This window comes from Streptomyces sp. NBC_00237 (assembly GCF_026342435.1).
Classification (GTDB): Bacteria; Actinomycetota; Actinomycetes; order Streptomycetales; family Streptomycetaceae; genus Streptomyces.
On sequence record NZ_JAPEMT010000001.1, the window covers coordinates 1,797,721 to 1,815,261 of the forward strand.

Genomic DNA, 17,541 nt, shown 5'->3' on the forward strand with positions numbered 1-17,541 from the left:
CGCTACGTGACCATGACCAGAACGACCGCGCGTATCACGGCAGTTGATACGTACGACATCCGCTTCCCGACCTCGCGCGAGCTCGACGGTTCCGACGCGATGAACCCCGACCCGGACTACTCGGCGGCGTACCTGATCCTGCGTACGGACGCCCCCGACGGCATCGAGGGGCACGGCTTCACCTTCACCATCGGACGCGGCAACGACGTCCAGGTCGCCGCCGTCGAAGCCCTGAAGCCCCACCTGATCGGCAGGTCCGTCGACGAGCTCTGCGCCGACCCCGGCACGTTGGGCCGGGCCCTGATCGGAGACAGCCAGCTCCGCTGGCTCGGCCCGGAGAAGGGAGTGATGCACATGGCGATCGGCGCGGTCGTCAACGCCGCCTGGGACCTCGCCGCCAAGCGGGCCGGAAAGCCGCTCTGGAAGCTCCTCGCCGACGCCGACCCCGAGTGGCTCGTCCAGCAGATCGACTTCCGCTACATCGCCGACGTCCTGAGCCCCGCCGACGCCCTCCACCTGCTCCGCACGGGCAAGCACGGGGCGGCCGAACGCGAGGCCGAGCTGCGCGAACGCGGCTACCCCGGCTACACCACGTCGCCCGGCTGGCTCGGCTACTCCGACGAGAAGCTCACCCGCCTCGCGCACCAGGCCGTCGCCGACGGGTTCACCCAGATCAAGCTGAAGGTCGGTGCGGACCTCGCCGACGACGTACGGCGGATGCGGGCCGCCCGCGCCGCCGTCGGCCCGGACATCCGGATAGCCATCGACGCCAACCAGCGCTGGAACGTCGGCGAGGCGATCGAGTGGACGCGGGCGCTGGGCGCGTTCGACCCGTACTGGATCGAGGAGCCCACCAGCCCCGACGACGTCCTCGGCCACGCGGCGATCCGCAAGGCCCTCGGCCCCGGCATCAAGGTCGCGACCGGCGAGCACGTCCAGAACCGCATCGTCTTCAAGCAGCTCCTCCAGGCCGGGGCCATCGACGTGCTCCAGATCGACGCGGCCCGCGTCGGCGGCGTCGGCGAGAACCTGGCGATCCTGCTCCTCGCCGCCAAGTTCGGGGTGCCGGTCTGCCCGCACGCGGGCGGGGTCGGCCTGTGCGAACTGGTCCAGCACCTGTCGATGTTCGACTACGTGGCCCTCACCGGAACCACCGAGAACCGCGTCATCGAGTACGTCGACCACCTCCACGAGCACTTCACCGAGCCGGTCGTGATGCGCGAGGGCCACTACACGGCCCCCACCGCACCCGGCTTCTCGGCGACCATGCGCGCGGAGTCGATCGCCGCATTCACCTACCCCGGCGGGAAGTTCTGGGCCGCCGACCTGGCCGCCGCCGCACAGAGCGGTGCACGCATCACCGAGGAGGTCGTCGCATGAGCGGGACGGACGTGCCGGAAGCCGAACTCGCAGGACTCAAGGCGCTGGTCACCGGGGGAGCCTCCGGCATCGGCCTGGCCACCGCACGGCTGCTCGCCGCGCGGGGCGCGCAGGTCGCCGTACTGGATCTGGACCCGTCGGGGGCGCGGGCCCCGCTGCTCGGTGTCACGGCCGACGTCTCGGACGACGCGTCGGTACGGTCCGCGGCGGCAGCCGCACTCGAAGCGCTCGGCGGCCTCGACATCCTGGTCAACAACGCGGGCATCGGCGCGGCCGGAACGGTCGAGGACAACGACGACGACCAGTGGCACCGGGTCCTGGACGTGAACGTGATCGGCATGGTCCGGGTCACCCGCGCCGTGCTCCCCGCCCTGCGGGATTCGGCGCACGCCTCCATCGTCAACACCTGCTCCATCGCCGCCACGGCGGGCCTTCCCCAGCGCGCCCTGTACAGCGCCAGCAAGGGCGCGGTCCTCTCGCTCACCCTCGCGATGGCCGCCGACCACGTACGGGAAGGCATCCGGGTCAACTGCGTCAACCCCGGCACCGCCGACACCCCGTGGGTCGGCCGCCTCCTGGACGCGGCCGACGACCCGGCCGCCGAACGCGCCGCGCTCCACGCCCGCCAACCCATGGGCCGCCTCGTCACCGCCGACGAAGTCGCCGCAGCCGTCGCCTACTTGGCGAGCCCGGCAGCCTCCTCCGTCACCGGTGCCTCGCTCGCCGTCGACGGCGGCATGCAGGGACTGCGACTGCGCCCGGAGGCGCGGTGAAGACCCTCCGCGGCAGCAAGGTCCCGGTGAGCGCGCTCGGCTTCGGGGCCGCCACGCTCGGCAACCTCTTCCGGGAGGTCACCGACGACGACGCGTACGCGGCGGTCGACACGGCCTGGGAGGCGGGCGTCCGCTACTTCGACACCGCACCGCACTACGGCCTCGGCCTGTCCGAACGACGCCTGGGCCTGGCCCTGAGCGGCCGCCCCCGGGACGCGTACACCCTCTCCACGAAGGTCGGCAGACTCCTCGAACCGGGCGGTCCCGGCGGTCCGGCCTCCCTCGACGACGGCTTCGTGGTCGCGGCCGACCAGCACCGCGTCTGGGACTTCAGCGCGGACGGGGTGCGCAGGTCGATCGAGGACAGCCTGACCCGGCTGGGCGTGGACCGCATCGACGTGGTCTACCTCCACGACGCGGACGCGTGCGGCGACGGCGGCGAACAGGCACTCCGCGAGGCGTATCCCGCCCTGGAACGGCTCCGCGCGGAGGGCGTCGTCGGCGCGATCGGCGCGGGCATGAACCACGTGGCGCCCCTGGAGCGCTACGTCACCGAAACGGACGCCGACGTGGTGCTGTGCGCGGGCCGCTACAGCCTCCTCGACCAGCGCGCGGGCCTCTCCCTGCTCCCCGAAGCCCTGCGCCGGGGCCGGAGCGTGGTGATCGGCGGAGTCTTCAACTCCGGCCTCCTCGCCGACCCGCAGCCCGGGGCGACGTACGACTACAAGGCGGCCTCCGTCGACCTGCTGGGCCGGGCCCTGCGCATCAAGTCCATCACGGAGGCCCACGGCGTGCCGCTCCGCGCGGCGGCCCTGAACTTCCCCTTCCGCCACCCGGCGGTGGCGAGCGTGCTGGTGGGGATGCGGTCGGCGGCGGAGGCCGCGGACGCTGCGGCGATGCTGGCGCGGGACGTACCGTCGGACCTGTGGGACGAGCTGAAGGACGAAGGGCTGCTGACGCCGTGACCTCCTCGACCGAGCGGATCGTGGACGCGCACCACCACGTGTGGGACCTGTCGGTACGGGACCAGGACTGGATCACCGGCCCCCAACTTGCCCCCTTGCGCCGCGACTTCCTCCTCGCCGACCTCCTCCCGGAGGCTGCGGCGGCAGGCGTGACCGCTTCGATCGTCGTCCAGACGGTGACGGTCCCGGACGAGACCCCGGAACTGCTGGCCCTCGCGGACACGCACGAGCTGATCGCGGGGGTCGTCGGCTGGACGGACCTCACGGCGGACGGGGTCGCCGACGAACTGGCCCGCCTGCGCTCCCTCCCGGGCGGATCCGCACTGGTGGGCATCCGCCACCAGGTCCAGTCGGAACCCGACCCGCAATGGCTGCTGCGGGACGACGTGGCCCGGGGCCTCGCTGCCGTCGCGTCAGCGGGCCTGGCCTACGACCTGGTCGTCACGCCCTCCCAGCTCCCCGCCGCGAGGAAGGCGGCGGCGGCGCACCCGGGCCTGACCTTCGTCCTCGACCACCTGGGCAAACCACCCATGGTGCGGGGCGAGTTGGAGCCCTGGGCGGGGTGGGTCCGGAAGCTGGCGGCCCTCCCCAACGTGGTCGGCAAGCTCTCCGGAATGGTCACCGAGGCCGACTGGGACCACTGGCAGGTGTCCGACCTGTGCCCCTACGCGGACGTGGCCCTCGACGCCTTCGGCCCGACCCGCCTGATGTACGGCTCCGACTGGCCGGTCTGCCGCCTGGCCGCCACCTATGCGGAAGTCCTGGACACAGCAAGGGAGTTGACGGCATCCCTTTCCGCCCCCGAGCGAACCGCCGTCTTCTCCGGAACCGCCGCGAGAACATACGGAACCTAGGGGCGCGCTCAGCCACGGGTGCGGGTCCCGTCGAAGTGGCCCTGCGCACGGGTTACGCCCCGGGGGCGTGGCCCGTGGCGCGATGCCGCTGCCCGCCCCGGGGGAGTACGCCGACATGCACACCCACGCACGCCTGGCCACGGACCCGGCACCGGACCCACGGCACCACACCTGACCCCTCACGCCCTCACGGCAACGGCACCGCGACCTTCACCGCGTACAGCGCCACCAGTCCGAACCCCACCCGGAACGTCCACGCCCGCACCCCCGGCGAGATCCGGGCCCCCGCGAACCCCGCCGCCGCGACCAGCAGTTGCTGCCAGCACAGCGACGCCACGAAGACCCCCGCCACGAAGAGACCCCCCGCCCCCGGCCCGTCCAGCGCCGCCCCCTGCGCGGTGGTGAGGGCGGCGAAGTACAGGGCGGTCGTCGGGTTGACGAGAGTCAGGGCGGCGAAACGGGCGAAGGTCCTGGCCGCACCACCCCCGGCGCCGCCCGGACGCGGCGGAGCCGCCTCCACGGACCGCCGCGCCCCCCACAGCCCCCGTACCGCGATCACCATCAGCACGCCCGCCGAAACGAGCCGCACCCACGCCTCCACCCCGCTCAGCGCCGCCGCGACCAGCGGCCCCAGCGCCGTGGCGACGGCCGCGTACGCGAGGTCGACCACCGCGACGGCGGACGCTGCGGCCACGGCGTCACGGCGGTCACGCATGCCCTCCTGGACGAGGAGGACGCCCATCGCCCCGACGGGTACCGCCACTCCCAGACCCGCCGCCGCACCGGCCAGCGCGGGCGCCATCAGCTCGCTCATGGCGCCCACTGTCGGGGGTCAGGGCCCCGGCGCGCGACCGGGTTTCACAGCGGTGCCTGCCACGTGACGGCGTTCCCCCGGCCCCCGTCCTCGCCCTCCCCGTCGTCCGCCACGGACAGCCGTACGCCCTCCCGCCCGTCCTCCAGCACCGCCTTCGCGTCGACCCGCACCTTCACCGCCGTGACGCCCGCCCTGCGGTGCGCGGCGGCGAGGGCCCCGCGCAGGGCCGCCACCAGCTTCTTCGCCACCGGGTCGGGGACGAGTGCGTCGACCGCGCCCTCGAAGTGCACCGACGGCGCGAACCCGAGCAGGGCCGCCGCGCCCGCCGTCTCCCGCAGGACCTTTCCCCGTACGGTCGTCGGCGCGTCGGCCGGGGGCTGCTGGAGGGCGAAGATGGCGGTGCGGACCTCCTGGATGGTGGAGTCGAGCTCGTCGACGGCCCGGCCGAGCAGTTCGTCCATCCCCGGGACGGCCGCCGATCCGTTCGCGGCCCGCCGACGCGTCGACTCCAGCATCATCTCCGTCGCGAAGAGCCGCTGTACGACGAGATCGTGCAGGTCACGGGCGATCCGGTCACGGTCCTCGAAGACCGCGAGCCGTTCGCGGGCCTCGCGCCCGTCGGCCAGCACCATCGCGAGGGCCGCCTGCGAGGCGAACTGCGAGGCGAGGAGCCGTTCGACCCCCGTGTACGGCGCGGCGCCCGGCCGGCGGGGCAGGGCGAGCGTGCCGATGAGCTGGCCGCCGCTCTGGAGGGGCAGCAGCATGCTGGGCCCGAAGCGGGTCCGCACGGCCGTCGTCATGCGGTCGTCCGTCGCCGAGTCGTCCACGAACACCGGCTCCCCGCCGAGGAGTTGATCGAGTACGGGGCTGCCCGCCGCGATCTCCGTACCGAGGAAGTCGGCCGCGTCGTCGCCGGGCCCGGTGGCCGCCGCGACGATCTCCATGCCGCCGTCGGCGGTCGGCTGGAGGATGATCCCGGCCGCCGCCTTGGACAGGGTCCGCGCCTTGTCGGCCACCGTCATCAGCGCGTCGTCGTACGTCCCGCCGTTGAGCAGGGCCGTGGTGACGGCGGCGGCGCCCTCGATCCAGTCCTCGCGCAGACGGGCCGTCTCGTACAGGCGCGCGTTGCCGATGGCGATTCCGGCCTGCGCGGCGAGGACCCGCAGCAGGGACAGGTCGTCGGGCGTGAACGACGTGCCGTCCTGCTTGTCCGTCAGGTAGAGGTTCCCGAAGACCAGCGCGTCGACGCGCACCGGCACCCCGACGAAGGAGTCCATCGGAGGGTGTCCCTCGGGGAAGCCCACCGAGCGGACGTCCGCGCCGATCCTCGGCACGAGCAGCGGGCGCGGCTCCTGCACCAGGATGCCGAGCAGCCCGCTGTGCCCGTCGGGCAGCCGCCCGATCCGCTCCCGGGCCCCGTCGTCGAGGCCCGCCGTGTACAGGTCGCTGACCCCGGTCCGCTCGGCGTCGAGCACGCCGAGCGCCCCGTACCTGGCCCGGGTGAGTTCCACGGCCGAGTCCACGATGTGCTGGAGGGTGCCGCGCAGCTCCAGGTCCGCGCCGACGCTGAGCACCGCGTCGAGCAGGCGGGGCAGTCCGGGGGCCGCGCGTCCCTCTTGGTGCATCGGGCTCGGATTCCTTCTCGCCGGGTACGTGCCGATTTTGTACGACCTTAACCAGGCGTGCGGGGTTTCCGCAGGGGGGCGGGGCCCTGCGGAGCGGCTAGGACACCGACCGGGCCTCGGCGGTCTCGGCGGAGGCCCGGTCGGTGTCCAGCCGGAAGTCCGTGGCGGGGGCCGTGCTGGGGTCGGTGGTGGGGTCCGTGGTGGGGGCCGTCTTCCGGCCCGCCCGGGAGTCCGCCCGGCGGCTTGCCCGGGAGTCCGCCTTCCTGGCCGCCCGCGACTCCGCCATCGGGTCCAGCGCCAGCGGTTCGATGTGGCCCTCCAGCATGGCCCCGAGCCCCAGCACCGCGCACACGTCGGGCCGCTCGGCGATCCGCACCGGCATGCCCGTCGCGTCCCGCAGCATCTGGTCCAGGCCCGGCAGCAGTGCGCTCCCGCCGACCATCATGATTCCGGCCTCGCCGAGGTCGGCGACCAGGTCCGGCGGGCAGGTCCGCAGGATCTTCCCGATGCCGTCGAGGACGGCGGTCAGCGGGGTGTGGATGGCCCGCTGCACGGCGGCGGTGTCCACGTGCACGGAGCGGGCCAGGCCCGTCGCCACGTCCCGGCCGTGGATCTCGGTCGACACGGGACCGCCCGCCGCGAGCCCGCTGGAGCGCAGCGCGAGCTGGAGGGGACGTACCGACTGCGACGGCAGCATCAGCTCGTGCGCCTGGCGCAGGTGCTGCACGACGGCGTGGTCGATGGCGTTGCCGCCGACCGGGATGCGCTCCGCCGCCACGATGGACCCCAGCGAGAGCACCGCCACCTGGGTGGTCGCCGCCCCGCACACCATGATCATGGTGGCGGACGGCTGCTCCACGGGGAGGCCGCAGCCGACGGCCGCCGCGATGAGGGTGTCCACCAGCTCCACCCGGCGGGCCCCGATCCCGACCAGCGTCTCGACGGCCGCACGCTGGGCGAGCGGGTCGGCGTCGTGCGGGGTGCAGGCGGCGGCCCGCAGGCCGGGCTTGCGGCGCAGCTGGCGGCGGAGCTTGTCGCCCAGGAGGCTGCGGAGCATGCGCTGCGCCATCTCGATGTCGACGACGGTGCCGCCGGAGACGGGGCGGGCGACCCGGATGTAGTCGGGGGTGCGGCCGGTCATCTGCTCCGCGAACGCGCCGACGGCGATGAGCGCGCCGGTCCGGGTGTTGACGGCGGCGCAGCTCGGCTCGTCGACCACGAGGCCGAGGCCCTTCACGAACACCCGGGTCCTGGCGGCCCCCAGATCGACGGCGACATGGCAACGGCGCAACTGCTCAAGGCTGACGGTCATACTCGCATCGTGCGGGTCCTGGCGTGGGCGCGCGCGCTGGGGTGAGCCGCACGGGCTACGGGAACTGACGCAGCGCCAGAAAGTGTCCCCGCGTCAGGTGCGCAGGGGCTCCACCCCGCCCCCGCCTCCGCGGCCCCGCGCGCTCAACGAGGTGCTTCCCGCAGTTCCTGGAAGAGACCCCAGGTGAACTCCGCCACCCGAGCCTCCCCGCCCGGCAGGGTCACCGCGAGCCGCGCCCGCGTCGGCGCCGCCCCGTCCAGCATCCGTACCGGACCGAATTTCCCGAAGGCCCCCGCCACCTCGTCCACGGTCGCCGACCACGGCACCAGGTCCGCCGCGGACGTGAGGACGGGCCCGGCCGCGCCCGGCGCCCGTACCAGCCACTCGTTCCACGCCACCCCGCCCGGCCCGGTGATCACCTCAAGCCGGAGGTCGGGCCAGAGCGGCACCCGCCACTGCGTCGCCTCGCACTCAAGATCGCCGGCCTTCCGCCGGACGACCGCCTCCGGCGGCCCGAGCACCGACCGGTAGCGCTCCACCGCCCCCCGCGCCCTCGGTGACCGCACCATCGCCTGCCAGCGCCGATTGACCTCGCGCATGTCGGTGAGGCTCACCCCCATCGCGATCCGCGCGTCCTCCACCAGCCCCGGCTGATGATCGGCCATCCTCCGCAACAGCACGAGCTGAAACTCCCTCGGCCCGAGCGCACCACCACGGCTCACCGCCACGCCACACCCCCACTTACTTGACAATCTCAAACATTGAGGAGCAAGGTTCATCCAGAACCTAAAGTTGTTTTCCCGCGTTGATCACGCGTTACTCACGCGTCACCCACGCGTCGACCCGGAGGCCGCATCCCCATGACGAACACTCTCCCCGCCACCGGCCACGCCTGGCACCTCGTACGCCGCCCGAACGGCTGGCCGGTGCCGGAGGACTTCGCCCTGGTCGAGTCCCCCGTCACCGCCCCGGCCCCCGGCCGCGTCCTGGTCCGGAACCTGTACCTCTCCGTCGACCCTTACATGCGCGGCCGCATGAACGACGTGAAGTCGTACATCCCGCCCTTCCAGCTCGGCGAGCCGATGACCGGCGGCGCGGTCGGCGAGGTCATCGCCTCGGGCGACGACCGCTTCGCCGTCGGCGACCACGTCCTGCACGACCTGGGCTGGCGCGAGTACGCGGACCTGAAGGCGGACTACGCCACCAAGGTCTCCGCCGAGCTCGCCCCCCTCTCCACGTACCTCGGCGTCCTCGGCATGCCGGGCCTCACCGCGTACGCGGGCCTCTTCGAGGTGGCCTCCTTCAAGGAGGGCGACACCGTCTTCGTGTCCGGCGCGGCCGGTGCGGTCGGCAGCCAGGTCGGCCAGATGGCCAAGCTGCGCGGCGCCAAGCGCGTGATCGGCTCCGCGGGCTCCACCGACAAGATCAAGCTCCTCACCGAGGAGTACGGCTTCGACGCGGCCTTCAACTACAAGGACGCGGCCCCCGTCGCCGAGCAGCTCCGCGAGGCCGCCCCCGAGGGCATCGACGTCTACTTCGACAACGTCGGCGGCGAGCACCTCGAAGCGGCCATCTCCTCCCTCACCGTGCACGGCCGCGCCACCCTCTGCGGCGCGATCTCCGGCTACAACGAGACCGAGCCGGTCCCCGGCCCGCGCAACATGATGGCCATCATCGGCAAGCGCCTGCGCCTGACGGGCATCCTGGTCGGCGACCACGCCGCGCTCCAGCCGGAATTCGTCCGCGAGGTCTCCGCCTGGATCCGGTCCGGCGAGCTCAAGTACGACGAGACGGTCGTCGAGGGCATCGAGCACAACGTGGACGCGTTCCTCGGCATGCTGCGCGGCCAGAACACCGGCAAGATGATCGTCAGCCTCAACAAGTAAGCTCTCCCCACACCGTCACGGCGCGTGGGCGCGAGTCGTTGGCGAACCAAGCAGGAGGATCTACTCGTATGTCCATCCAGAAGATCGACGTCAAGTACACCGCTGTCGCCACCGCCGAGAACGGCCGTGACGGCCGGGTCGCCACCGACGACGGCAAGCTCGACGTGGTCGTCAACCCGCCGAAGGAGATGGGCGGCAGCGGCGCGGGCACCAACCCGGAGCAGCTCTTCGCCGCCGGTTACAGCGCCTGCTTCCAGGGTGCGCTCGGCGTTGTCGCCCGCAAGGAGAAGGTCGACATCACCGGCTCGACCGTCACCGCGAAGGTCGGCATCGGCTCGACCGAGGCGGGCGGCTTCGGCCTGGAGGTCGCGATCTCGGCCACCATCCCGAACGTGGACGAGGCCACCGCCAAGTCCCTGGTCGAGAAGGCCCACCAGGTCTGCCCGTACTCCAACGCCACCCGAGGCAACATCAAGGTCGAACTCTCCGTCGCCTGATGTTCTCGTCGTAAACGAAAGAGGGGCCGCACCTCGGAAGGTGCGGCCCCTCTTTCCGTGCCCCTTCAGGGGCGCGGGGAACCGCGCGCCCAGCCACGACACACCCGCACGGTTGCGGGACAGCCGCGCGGCGAGCGCTTGAGGTGAAGGGGCGGGGCAGGGGCCACACCCCGCCGAAGGCGGGCCGGGGCCCGGGGGCGGAGTCCCCGGCAGTTACCCCAGCCCCCACCCACCCAGGCCGCAGCCACCTTCACCCAGCCGTCACGTACAGTGCCCGCGCCACCTGCGCGAACTCCCCCTTCGGGTGCGCCCGGAACAGCGGCTGCGTGCCGAACAGCACGACCTGCGCCCCCGTTGCCGACGTCCCGCTGACCACGGCCGCCCGGCCCGCCGCGTCCTTCGGTCCGCCCTTGCCGTCCTCGCCCGCACGCCAGTGCCCGGAGACGAGCGGGTTGCCGCCCGCCTTCCCGTACGACTGATCGGCGCGAACGCCCTTCCCGAGCCCGGTGAACCACATCGGCGAGAAGACGAAGGTGTGCGAGGGAGCCCCACCCGTCACCGCGCTGCCCGCCGCGTTGTCGACCCGTACGACACCGTTGGCGTCGCCGTTGCCCTGCACGGCCGTGGCGGCGATCAGCTGGGCGTCGGCGTTCAACTGCGCGCCCGCGTCGCCGAGTCCCACCACTCCGTGCTCCTTCAGGAAGGCGTCCAGCCCGGCCTTCGCCGCCGCCTTCAGCTTCCCGTACTCCAGATCCGCCGACACGTACAGCGTGTCGGCCTTCTTCCAGTCGAATCCCGCGTTCAGCACGTCGGTCGACACGGGCGTGACGTCGAAGCCCATCTCCCGCAGTGCGAACAGCTCACCGGGCGAGACGGCAGCCGCCACCCGGGTCCGTCCGATCGCCGAGACGCCCTTGGCGCGCGTCGCGTGGAACGCGACCCCGAACCGGTCCGCGAGCCGGACGGCCTTCCACCGCGCCGACCCGGGAACCACGGCGGTCCCGTCGGCGGCCCGCCGCACCTTCACACCGTCGGCCAGCAGGGAGTTGAGGGCGGCGACCTCCTTGGGGTCGTCCAGCCGCAGCTGCAAGTCCCCCCGCGGAGCGACGTACCCGGTCGCGGAAGCGGCGTGCACGCTGCGGCTCGGAACCTCGACGGCCCCCTTCGCGACGCGGTCCACGCTCGCACCCCACAGCAGCCCGAGGCTCCACCCGGAGATGTCGTACATCACGGAGACGTCGGCACTGATGTCCCGCCCGTCCGCCAGGATCACGTTCGCGACCCCGCGCTTGGGCTGCTTCATGTCGACGACGTACGACCCGGCGGGGTAGCTCTTCCCGCCCGCACGGAAGCTGCGCAGCGCCCGCTCGACCTTCACGTCGTTGGCCACGAGGTGGTCGACGAGCCGCGCCGCCGCCACGCCCGACCGCTGCCCGTCGCCGCCCGCCGGAATGACGTACGCGCTCGGGAACTCGGTCGTGTACACGTCCTCCGGGCCGATCCCCGGAACGCCGGGCACGGTCTCCTCGGAGACGGGCACCTGCTTGGCCCCGGTCGCGCCCCGCCGGAAGGTCTCGATCTGGTCGGCGATGACGGACGTCCGGCGCGTGGCGGTGTAGTCGATGGCCGCCTTGATGGCCGCACCCGCGATGTCCGTATTGATCGCCGACCGCCGCCGCAGCTCCGCCACGGGCTGGCTGTCGTACTCCTCGTTGTTGACCTGCAACGGGATTTCGATGGTGTGCGTGGCGACCGCACCCTGGAAGGGCATGTACTGCGGGGTGAAGACGGGCGGCCAGTCGTCCCACCCTTCCTTCTGGTCCCGGAAGGGAATGACGGCCGGGTCGACGCCGTCCTTGGCAGGCGTGTACCCGAGCCCGTTCACAGCGGCTTCCATTCCCAGCGCGTTCGCGTAGGAATTCTTCAGGAAGAGGTCGTACTCGTAATTCTCCCCGTGCGGCGGGGTCGTCGGCTCGATCAGCGTCCCGTTGACGTACCCGTGCATGTCGAGCATGACGGCGGGCTGCTTGTCGATGGCGATCTGCCTGATGGCGCGGGCCTCGGGCTGGGTGGCGGTGATGAAGTCGCGGTTGATGTCGAAGCCGTTGGAGTTCGCCCGCGTCCCGGCTATGCGACCGTCCGGATTCGCCGTGACGTTGAAGTACAGCCGATTCTCATCGAGCATCTTCCGCGTCTTGGCGTCCTTCGCGGACGCCAGCTCGCCTATGAGCTTCAGGGACGCATCCGTCCCCTCCCACTCATTCCCGTGAATGTTGTTGTTGACGAACAGCGGCGTCTTGTAATCCGCCTTTATCTCACGGTCCTTGGCGGCCTTCGCCGGGGAGTTCTCGATCAGTTCCCGCATCTGCTCCTGCCGCCCGGCCTCCCGCCGGCTCTCCGGCGCGGTGACGGTCACCAGGTACAGGTCGTGCCCACCCGCCGACTTCCCGGCCAGCTCCACGCTCACACGGTCGCTCTGCTTCTGCAGCTGATTCAGCTTCGGCGCTATCGCGTGGTACGGCGTCAGCCCCAACTTGATCGACTTGTCGGCCGGGTTGGGCGCGGGCTCCTTGAGCCGGGTGTGCCGGGGGAAGCCGTCGGTCCGGCTCCCGTGCCGCACCCCCGCGTCCCCGAGGGCCCGCTCGGCGGCACCTTCCCCGGTCCGCGCGGCAGGCCCCCTCAACTCCCTTTCCGCGTCGGGGCGTTCGTGCTTCTTGTCCCCCTTGGGTCCGGGGGCTGCCTGCGCTCCGGTGGCGGGGACGATGAGCGCGGCCCCGGCGAGGGCGGCGGTGGCGACGAGCACGGGTCTCGGTATGCGTACGGTCATGGACGTGCGTACCTCCGGGTGGGACTGCGGAAGATCGGTCGTCGATCGGTACGCAGCGGTCTACCGGCTGAACGCGGGTGACACAAGGGGGTATGGGTAATGAGCCCTACGACCGGGTCGCGTTCCCGCACGCCCCGTCGGGGCCGTCTCCGGTCACGGCCTTGCTCCGGTCGTACGGGTCGAGGCCCGGCCCCTCACCCGGCGCCCGCGGTCCGAACTCGGGCGCGAAGTACCCGGTGTGCTTACCGTCGCACCCCCCGTTGGTCATGTTCACCTTGTACGAGATCAGCGAGAAGGTCCCCGGCACGGTCCGCACCTTCGCCGGGTCGTCCCAACTCGCCACGACCTCACGCCGCACGACGGTCCGCACGACGTCGTCGCTCCCGGCAGCCGCCTTGACGACCGGATACACGTACGTGACGTCGCTGGCCACCACCAGCGCACCCCGCTCGCCCTCCCGCACGCTCAGCTGCCCCCGCACCTTCACCACGTCCCCGACCAGCCGCGTCTTCTCGCTGTCGAACCTGCTGAACAGCAACAACGGATCGTGCTTCTCGTCCGGCCTGGTGAAGGCCCGCTCGAAGAAGCGGGGCATGTCCTCCTGCTTCGGATTGACGAGCGCGATGGCCTTGTCGGGCCGCTTCCCCCGCAACACACCCGCGTCCAGATTCCCCTCGAACAAGAACTTCCGCGTCTGTTCGATCGCCTGCTCCACCTGCGCGGCACTCATCCACCCGACCGCCTTGGCGGCGGGCACGGAGATCCCGGCCGCCCCATCCGCCCAGAGCGCGGCGGGCGACCCCCGGAAGGGCTCCTCCACGGTGCCGCGCTGCTGACGGGAACCGGTCTCGAACCCGGCGCTCGGCTCACCCGCGACCACGCCCCGCCCCCCGTCCCCGCCGAACCACCCGGCCAGGCTGCCGGGCGTCAACGCCACCCACAGCAGCCCCAACGCGGCCACCACCGCCACGACATGCCACGCCTTCAACCGCCGCCTGGGCCCGCTCGGCGCGTGCGCCCGCCAGGGCACGGCCTGCCCCGGCTCCTCCCGCAACCGCCGCGTCACCTGCCGGGCCCGCGCGGAGGGCTCCTTCGGGGCGTCCGGCACCCCGTTCACGGAGTCCCGAAGAAACCGCTCCCACTCCTCCTCGGAGACCGAAGACCCGTCGTCCGCCGTACCCGTACTCACACTGACTCCCCGTACAGCTCTCGCTGCCTCTCGTCCCCGCTCCGGTTTCCCCCCAGGGCGGCCCACGAAATAATCACACAGGGGTACGACCCGCTCCCGCTCGGCGGGCCCAGCCGGTGGGGCCAGAAGGCGTCCGGCTTCAGGTCCAGCTCGCACCAGACCTCCTTGCCGACGGTCGGCGTCACGACGTCCCAGCGCGCGGCGAGCCTGGACACGAGGGCCGGCCCGCCGCCCGAACTTCTCGTCGGGGGCGGCGACCCGGGCCACGGGAAGCCGTTCCCCGCGTGCGTCGGTGACCACGATGCGGAGGGTGGTGGCGGTGAGCGTGAGGTGTGCGCGGGACCGGCTTCGGAGCCTGAGTCCCCCTGCCGAATCCCGCATCGCGGACGTACGGTCCAAGGAATGGACACTCCCTGTCGCCCGCCCCACCCCCCTGCCAAGATCCCCCGCATGACTGATCACGTACGCAAGGCATACGCGCAAGCCGCCGAAGAGGCCGTGCGGCTGCTCGGGACCGGGGAAGTGGCCCAGCGCTGGGAGGCCGGGTCCGTGCTCCCCGGCATGTCCGTCGGAGCCCTCGCCGGGCACCTCGCGAACAGCGTCCTCCAGGTCGAGTGGTTCCTCGACGGCCCGGTCGCCGACGCCGAACCCGTCTCCGCCGTGCGCTACTACGGCCGCCTCGTCGGCACGACCGAGTACGACTCCGCACTCAACACGGGAGTGCGCGCCCGTAGCGAGGAGACCGCTGCCGCAGGCCCCGCCGTCGTCGCCGAACAGGCCCGTGCGGCCTGGGAACGGCTGGAGCCCCGCCTCCACAGCGAGCCCGCCGACCGGCGCGTGGCCGTACTCCACCGCCCCGGCGAGGAAATGCTCCTCGACGGCTACCTCCGGACGCGCTGCGTCGAACTCGCCGTCCACCTCGAAGACCTCGCCCTGAGCGTGGACGCCCCGTCCGAGACCCCCGACGCGACACTCGCCGTCGCCGTGGACGTCCTCGTCGCCGCCGCCCGCGACCGCCACGGCGACCAGGCCGTCCTGCACGCGCTCTCCCGCAGCGAGCGGGACACGCATCACGCCTTGCGGGTCCTGTAGTCGAGTGCCGCGGGCACGCACCCTCCCCGCTCGTGAGCGTGTGCCCGTGACCCCTCCCACCAGGGCACCAACCCCCCTCTACTCTGTTTGCATGAGAGATCTCGGGGTGGGTTTCAGGTACTTGGCCAAGGGCCAGCGGTGGATGTCGCAGCACGGGCGGAGCTACGGGCTCGGGCTGCTGCCCGGTCTCGTCACGCTCGTCCTGTACGTCGCCGCCCTCGTCGGCCTCGTCGCCTGGTCCGACGACTTCGTCGCCTGGGCGACCCCCTTCGCCGACGGCTGGGGCGAGACCTGGCTGAAGATCTTCCGGGGGCTGCTCCGCGTCCTGCTCTTCGCGCTCGCCCTCTTCCTCGCCGTCGTCACCTTCACCGCCGTGACCCTGCTGGTCGGGCAGCCTTTCTACGAGGCCCTGTCCGAGCGCGTCGACAAGTCCCGGTCGCCCGACGGGACCGCGCCCGAGTCCGGGCTCTCGCTCGGCCGCGAGCTGTGGATCTCGGCGCGCGACAGCCTCCGCGTGCTGGTGCGGGTGCTGTTCTACGGGATCCTGCTCTTCGCGTGCGGCTTCATCCCGGTGATCGGGCAGACCGTCGTCCCGGTCCTCGGCTTCTGCGTGTCCGGCTTCTTCCTCACCGAGGAGCTGACCGCCGTCGCCCTCCAGCGCAGGGGCATCGAACTCAAGGAGCGGCTGGCCCTGCTGAGGAGCCGCCGCTCGATGATCCTCGGCTTCGGCGTGCCGCTCACGCTCGCGTACCTGGTGCCGTTCGTGGCCGTCTTCCTGATGCCGGGGGCCGTCGCGGGAGCCACCCTGATGGCCCGCGACCTCCTCGACGAGCCCTCGATCGACGACGAGGAGAGCGACGACGCCGATTCTGCGGCTACGGCAGCGGGCTGAGTGGGCTGAGTACCAGAGGTACGTCCGCGAGCGCCAGCCCCGGCCTCTCCGCCGGGGCCTCCGCCAGCAGTCCGCCGCCCGCGCCCCACACCGCACTGCGCCCGCATCCCGTCCACGGCCCCGCCGGTCCGGCGTGGTTGGCCAGCACGACCGGCAGGCCGAAGTCCCGCGCGAGGGCGGGGTAGAGGGTCGACCGTTCCTCCTCGCCGCCCCCGACCCCGTACAGGGAACTCGCCAGCCACAGCCCGCACCCGTCCGCCACCGCCTCGGCGGCGAGCGCGGGAAAGTGGTTGTCGTAGCAGGTGGCCAGGGCAATGCGGGTGCCGTCCAGGGTGAAGCGGCCGGGGGCCGAGCCCGCCTCGAAGAGCTTCCGTTCGCCCTCGAAGAGGTGGCGCTTCGCGTACGTGGTGAGGGGCGAGCCTTCTGGCCCGTACACGAAGGTCATCAGGCGTCCGGCGGAGGCGCAGTTGACGACGGCTGCCGTGCCCGTCTCGCGGCAGGCGGCCCGGACGGGGGTCAGGCGGGGGTCATCCGGGCCGCTCATCCACAGGCCGGGCGACGCGGTCAGCAGCTCCAACTCGTAACCCGTGACGGTCAGTTCGGCGAAGACGGTGAGGCGTGCGTCCGACGCGGCGGCCTCCCGCACGAAAGCCGCCATGGTGGCGACGTTGGCGGTGATGTCACCGGGGCGGGCGGAGAACTGGGCGGTGGCTATGCGCATGGAAGCCCAGTGTTCCAGTAGCCGTTCCCGTACCCGTTCCAGTATCCGGAAAGGGGTTGATCAAGGACGGAGCCGACGGCAGCATCACGTACATGACAGAAGTCCTCGCCGTCGCGCTGATCACCGTCCTCGCCGTCATCAGCCCGGGTGCTGACTTCGCGATGGTCGTCCGCAACAGCTACCTGTACGGGCGGACCACCGGCCTCCTCGGCGCCGCCGGAGTCGCGGCAGGTGTCCTCGTCCACGTCACGTACACCATGCTGGGCGTCGGCCTGCTGATCGCCTCCTCCACCGCCCTCTTCACCGCCATCAAGCTCCTCGGCGCGGCCTACCTCGTCTACATCGGCCTGCGCACCTTCTTCGCCCGCGCCGAACTCTCCGTCGACCTGGAGGGCAAGCGCGAACTGTCGCCGCTCGGGGCGATGCGGGCCGGGTTCCTGACGAACGTGCTCAACCCCAAGACGACCCTCTTCGTCGTGTCGACCTTCACGCAGGTCGTCGGGCCCGAAACGGCGCTCTGGCAGCAGGCGGGCTACGGACTCTTCATGTCCGTCGCGCACTTCGGCTGGTTCGCCCTGGTGGCGCTCTTCTTCTCGGACGGCCGCCTGCGCGCGGCCATGCTCCGCCGTCAGAAGGCGCTCAACCGGGGGATCGGCTCGGTGCTGGTGGGGCTCGGGGTGACGTTGGGGCTGGCCCGCTGAAGCCCCGAGCCCC

At 72.1% G+C, this 17,541-nt stretch carries 16 protein-coding genes and 1 pseudogene; 9 read left to right on the forward strand and 8 right to left on the reverse strand.

The features are described 5' to 3' along the window. Window positions 1–12 precede the first annotated feature (12 nt). The 4 genes from OG897_RS07930 to OG897_RS07945 are packed head-to-tail and all read left to right on the forward strand — an operon-like array spanning window position 13 to window position 3,972. The gene (locus OG897_RS07930) at window positions 13–1,380 is read left to right on the forward strand and encodes an L-fuconate dehydratase (RefSeq protein ID WP_266654199.1); all 1,368 of its coding nucleotides are present in this window, start codon (window positions 13–15) and stop codon (window positions 1,378–1,380) included. Beyond that, window positions 1,377–2,153, forward strand: a complete 777-nt coding sequence (locus OG897_RS07935) for an SDR family NAD(P)-dependent oxidoreductase (RefSeq protein WP_266654201.1) — start codon at window positions 1,377–1,379, stop codon at window positions 2,151–2,153. The genes OG897_RS07930 and OG897_RS07935 overlap by 4 nt, the downstream gene beginning before the upstream one ends. Next, the gene (locus tag OG897_RS07940) at window positions 2,150–3,118 is read left to right on the forward strand and encodes an aldo/keto reductase (RefSeq protein ID WP_266654203.1); all 969 of its coding nucleotides are present in this window, start codon (window positions 2,150–2,152) and stop codon (window positions 3,116–3,118) included. The genes OG897_RS07935 and OG897_RS07940 overlap by 4 nt, the downstream gene beginning before the upstream one ends. After that, on the forward strand, window positions 3,115–3,972 hold the full coding sequence (locus OG897_RS07945) for an amidohydrolase (protein ID WP_266654205.1): 858 nt from the start codon (window positions 3,115–3,117) through the stop codon (window positions 3,970–3,972). The genes OG897_RS07940 and OG897_RS07945 overlap by 4 nt, the downstream gene beginning before the upstream one ends. A 187-nt stretch (window positions 3,973–4,159) precedes the next feature. On the opposite strand, the gene OG897_RS07950 is transcribed toward OG897_RS07945, so the two are convergent. The 4 genes and pseudogenes from OG897_RS07950 to OG897_RS07965 all read right to left on the reverse strand — a co-directional run bounded on the left by OG897_RS07950 (window position 4,160) and on the right by OG897_RS07965 (window position 8,388). Then, entirely contained in the window at window positions 4,160–4,786 is a 627-nt protein-coding gene (locus OG897_RS07950) for a LysE family transporter (RefSeq protein WP_266654207.1), read from the reverse strand. A gap of 44 nt (window positions 4,787–4,830) precedes the next feature. Beyond that, window positions 4,831–6,411, reverse strand: a complete 1,581-nt coding sequence (locus OG897_RS07955) for a GAF domain-containing protein (RefSeq protein ID WP_266654209.1) — start codon at window positions 6,409–6,411, stop codon at window positions 4,831–4,833. Between the two features lie 280 nt (window positions 6,412–6,691). Then, window positions 6,692–7,723, reverse strand: a pseudogene (locus OG897_RS07960) (rod shape-determining protein); the annotation flags it as partial. Between the two features lie 143 nt (window positions 7,724–7,866). After that, window positions 7,867–8,388, reverse strand: a complete 522-nt coding sequence (locus OG897_RS07965) for a hypothetical protein (RefSeq protein ID WP_266656665.1) — start codon at window positions 8,386–8,388, stop codon at window positions 7,867–7,869. 195 nt (window positions 8,389–8,583) lie between these two features. On the opposite strand from OG897_RS07965, the gene OG897_RS07970 reads away from it, so the two are divergent. Further along, a complete protein-coding gene (locus tag OG897_RS07970; protein WP_266654211.1) occupies window positions 8,584–9,609 on the forward strand; it encodes an NADP-dependent oxidoreductase in 1,026 nt (341 codons plus the stop codon). Between the two features lie 68 nt (window positions 9,610–9,677). Then, window positions 9,678–10,106, forward strand: a complete 429-nt coding sequence (locus OG897_RS07975) for an organic hydroperoxide resistance protein (RefSeq protein ID WP_266654213.1) — start codon at window positions 9,678–9,680, stop codon at window positions 10,104–10,106. Window positions 10,107–10,356: 250 nt separating this feature from the next. Here OG897_RS07975 and OG897_RS07980 read toward each other — a convergent pair whose 3' ends face one another. The 3 genes from OG897_RS07980 to OG897_RS07990 all read right to left on the reverse strand — a co-directional run bounded on the left by OG897_RS07980 (window position 10,357) and on the right by OG897_RS07990 (window position 14,337). Then, on the reverse strand, window positions 10,357–12,933 hold the full coding sequence (locus OG897_RS07980; RefSeq protein ID WP_266654215.1) for a M14 family zinc carboxypeptidase: 2,577 nt from the start codon (window positions 12,931–12,933) through the stop codon (window positions 10,357–10,359). 106 nt (window positions 12,934–13,039) lie between these two features. Further along, complete coding sequence (locus OG897_RS07985; protein ID WP_266654217.1) at window positions 13,040–14,122, reverse strand: hypothetical protein; 1,083 nt, start codon at window positions 14,120–14,122, stop codon at window positions 13,040–13,042. After that, the gene (locus OG897_RS07990; protein WP_266654219.1) at window positions 14,119–14,337 is read right to left on the reverse strand and encodes a hypothetical protein; all 219 of its coding nucleotides are present in this window, start codon (window positions 14,335–14,337) and stop codon (window positions 14,119–14,121) included. The genes OG897_RS07985 and OG897_RS07990 overlap by 4 nt, the downstream gene beginning before the upstream one ends. A 235-nt stretch (window positions 14,338–14,572) precedes the next feature. On the opposite strand from OG897_RS07990, the gene OG897_RS07995 reads away from it, so the two are divergent. Together OG897_RS07995 and OG897_RS08000 are read left to right on the forward strand one after the other, a co-directional pair. Continuing rightward, the gene (locus OG897_RS07995; protein ID WP_266654221.1) at window positions 14,573–15,214 is read left to right on the forward strand and encodes a maleylpyruvate isomerase N-terminal domain-containing protein; all 642 of its coding nucleotides are present in this window, start codon (window positions 14,573–14,575) and stop codon (window positions 15,212–15,214) included. A 91-nt stretch (window positions 15,215–15,305) separates the two neighbouring features. Next, the gene (locus OG897_RS08000) at window positions 15,306–16,106 is read left to right on the forward strand and encodes an EI24 domain-containing protein (protein WP_266654223.1); all 801 of its coding nucleotides are present in this window, start codon (window positions 15,306–15,308) and stop codon (window positions 16,104–16,106) included. Here the strand turns inward: OG897_RS08000 and OG897_RS08005 are convergent. Further along, the gene (locus tag OG897_RS08005) at window positions 16,090–16,827 is read right to left on the reverse strand and encodes a carbon-nitrogen hydrolase family protein (RefSeq protein WP_266654225.1); all 738 of its coding nucleotides are present in this window, start codon (window positions 16,825–16,827) and stop codon (window positions 16,090–16,092) included. The two genes, OG897_RS08000 and OG897_RS08005, sit on opposite strands and share 17 nt — an antisense overlap. 92 nt (window positions 16,828–16,919) lie before the next feature. Here OG897_RS08005 and OG897_RS08010 point away from each other — a divergent pair, with 92 nt between their 5' ends. Next, window positions 16,920–17,528, forward strand: a complete 609-nt coding sequence (locus OG897_RS08010; protein WP_266654227.1) for a LysE family transporter — start codon at window positions 16,920–16,922, stop codon at window positions 17,526–17,528. Window positions 17,529–17,541 lie beyond the last annotated feature (13 nt).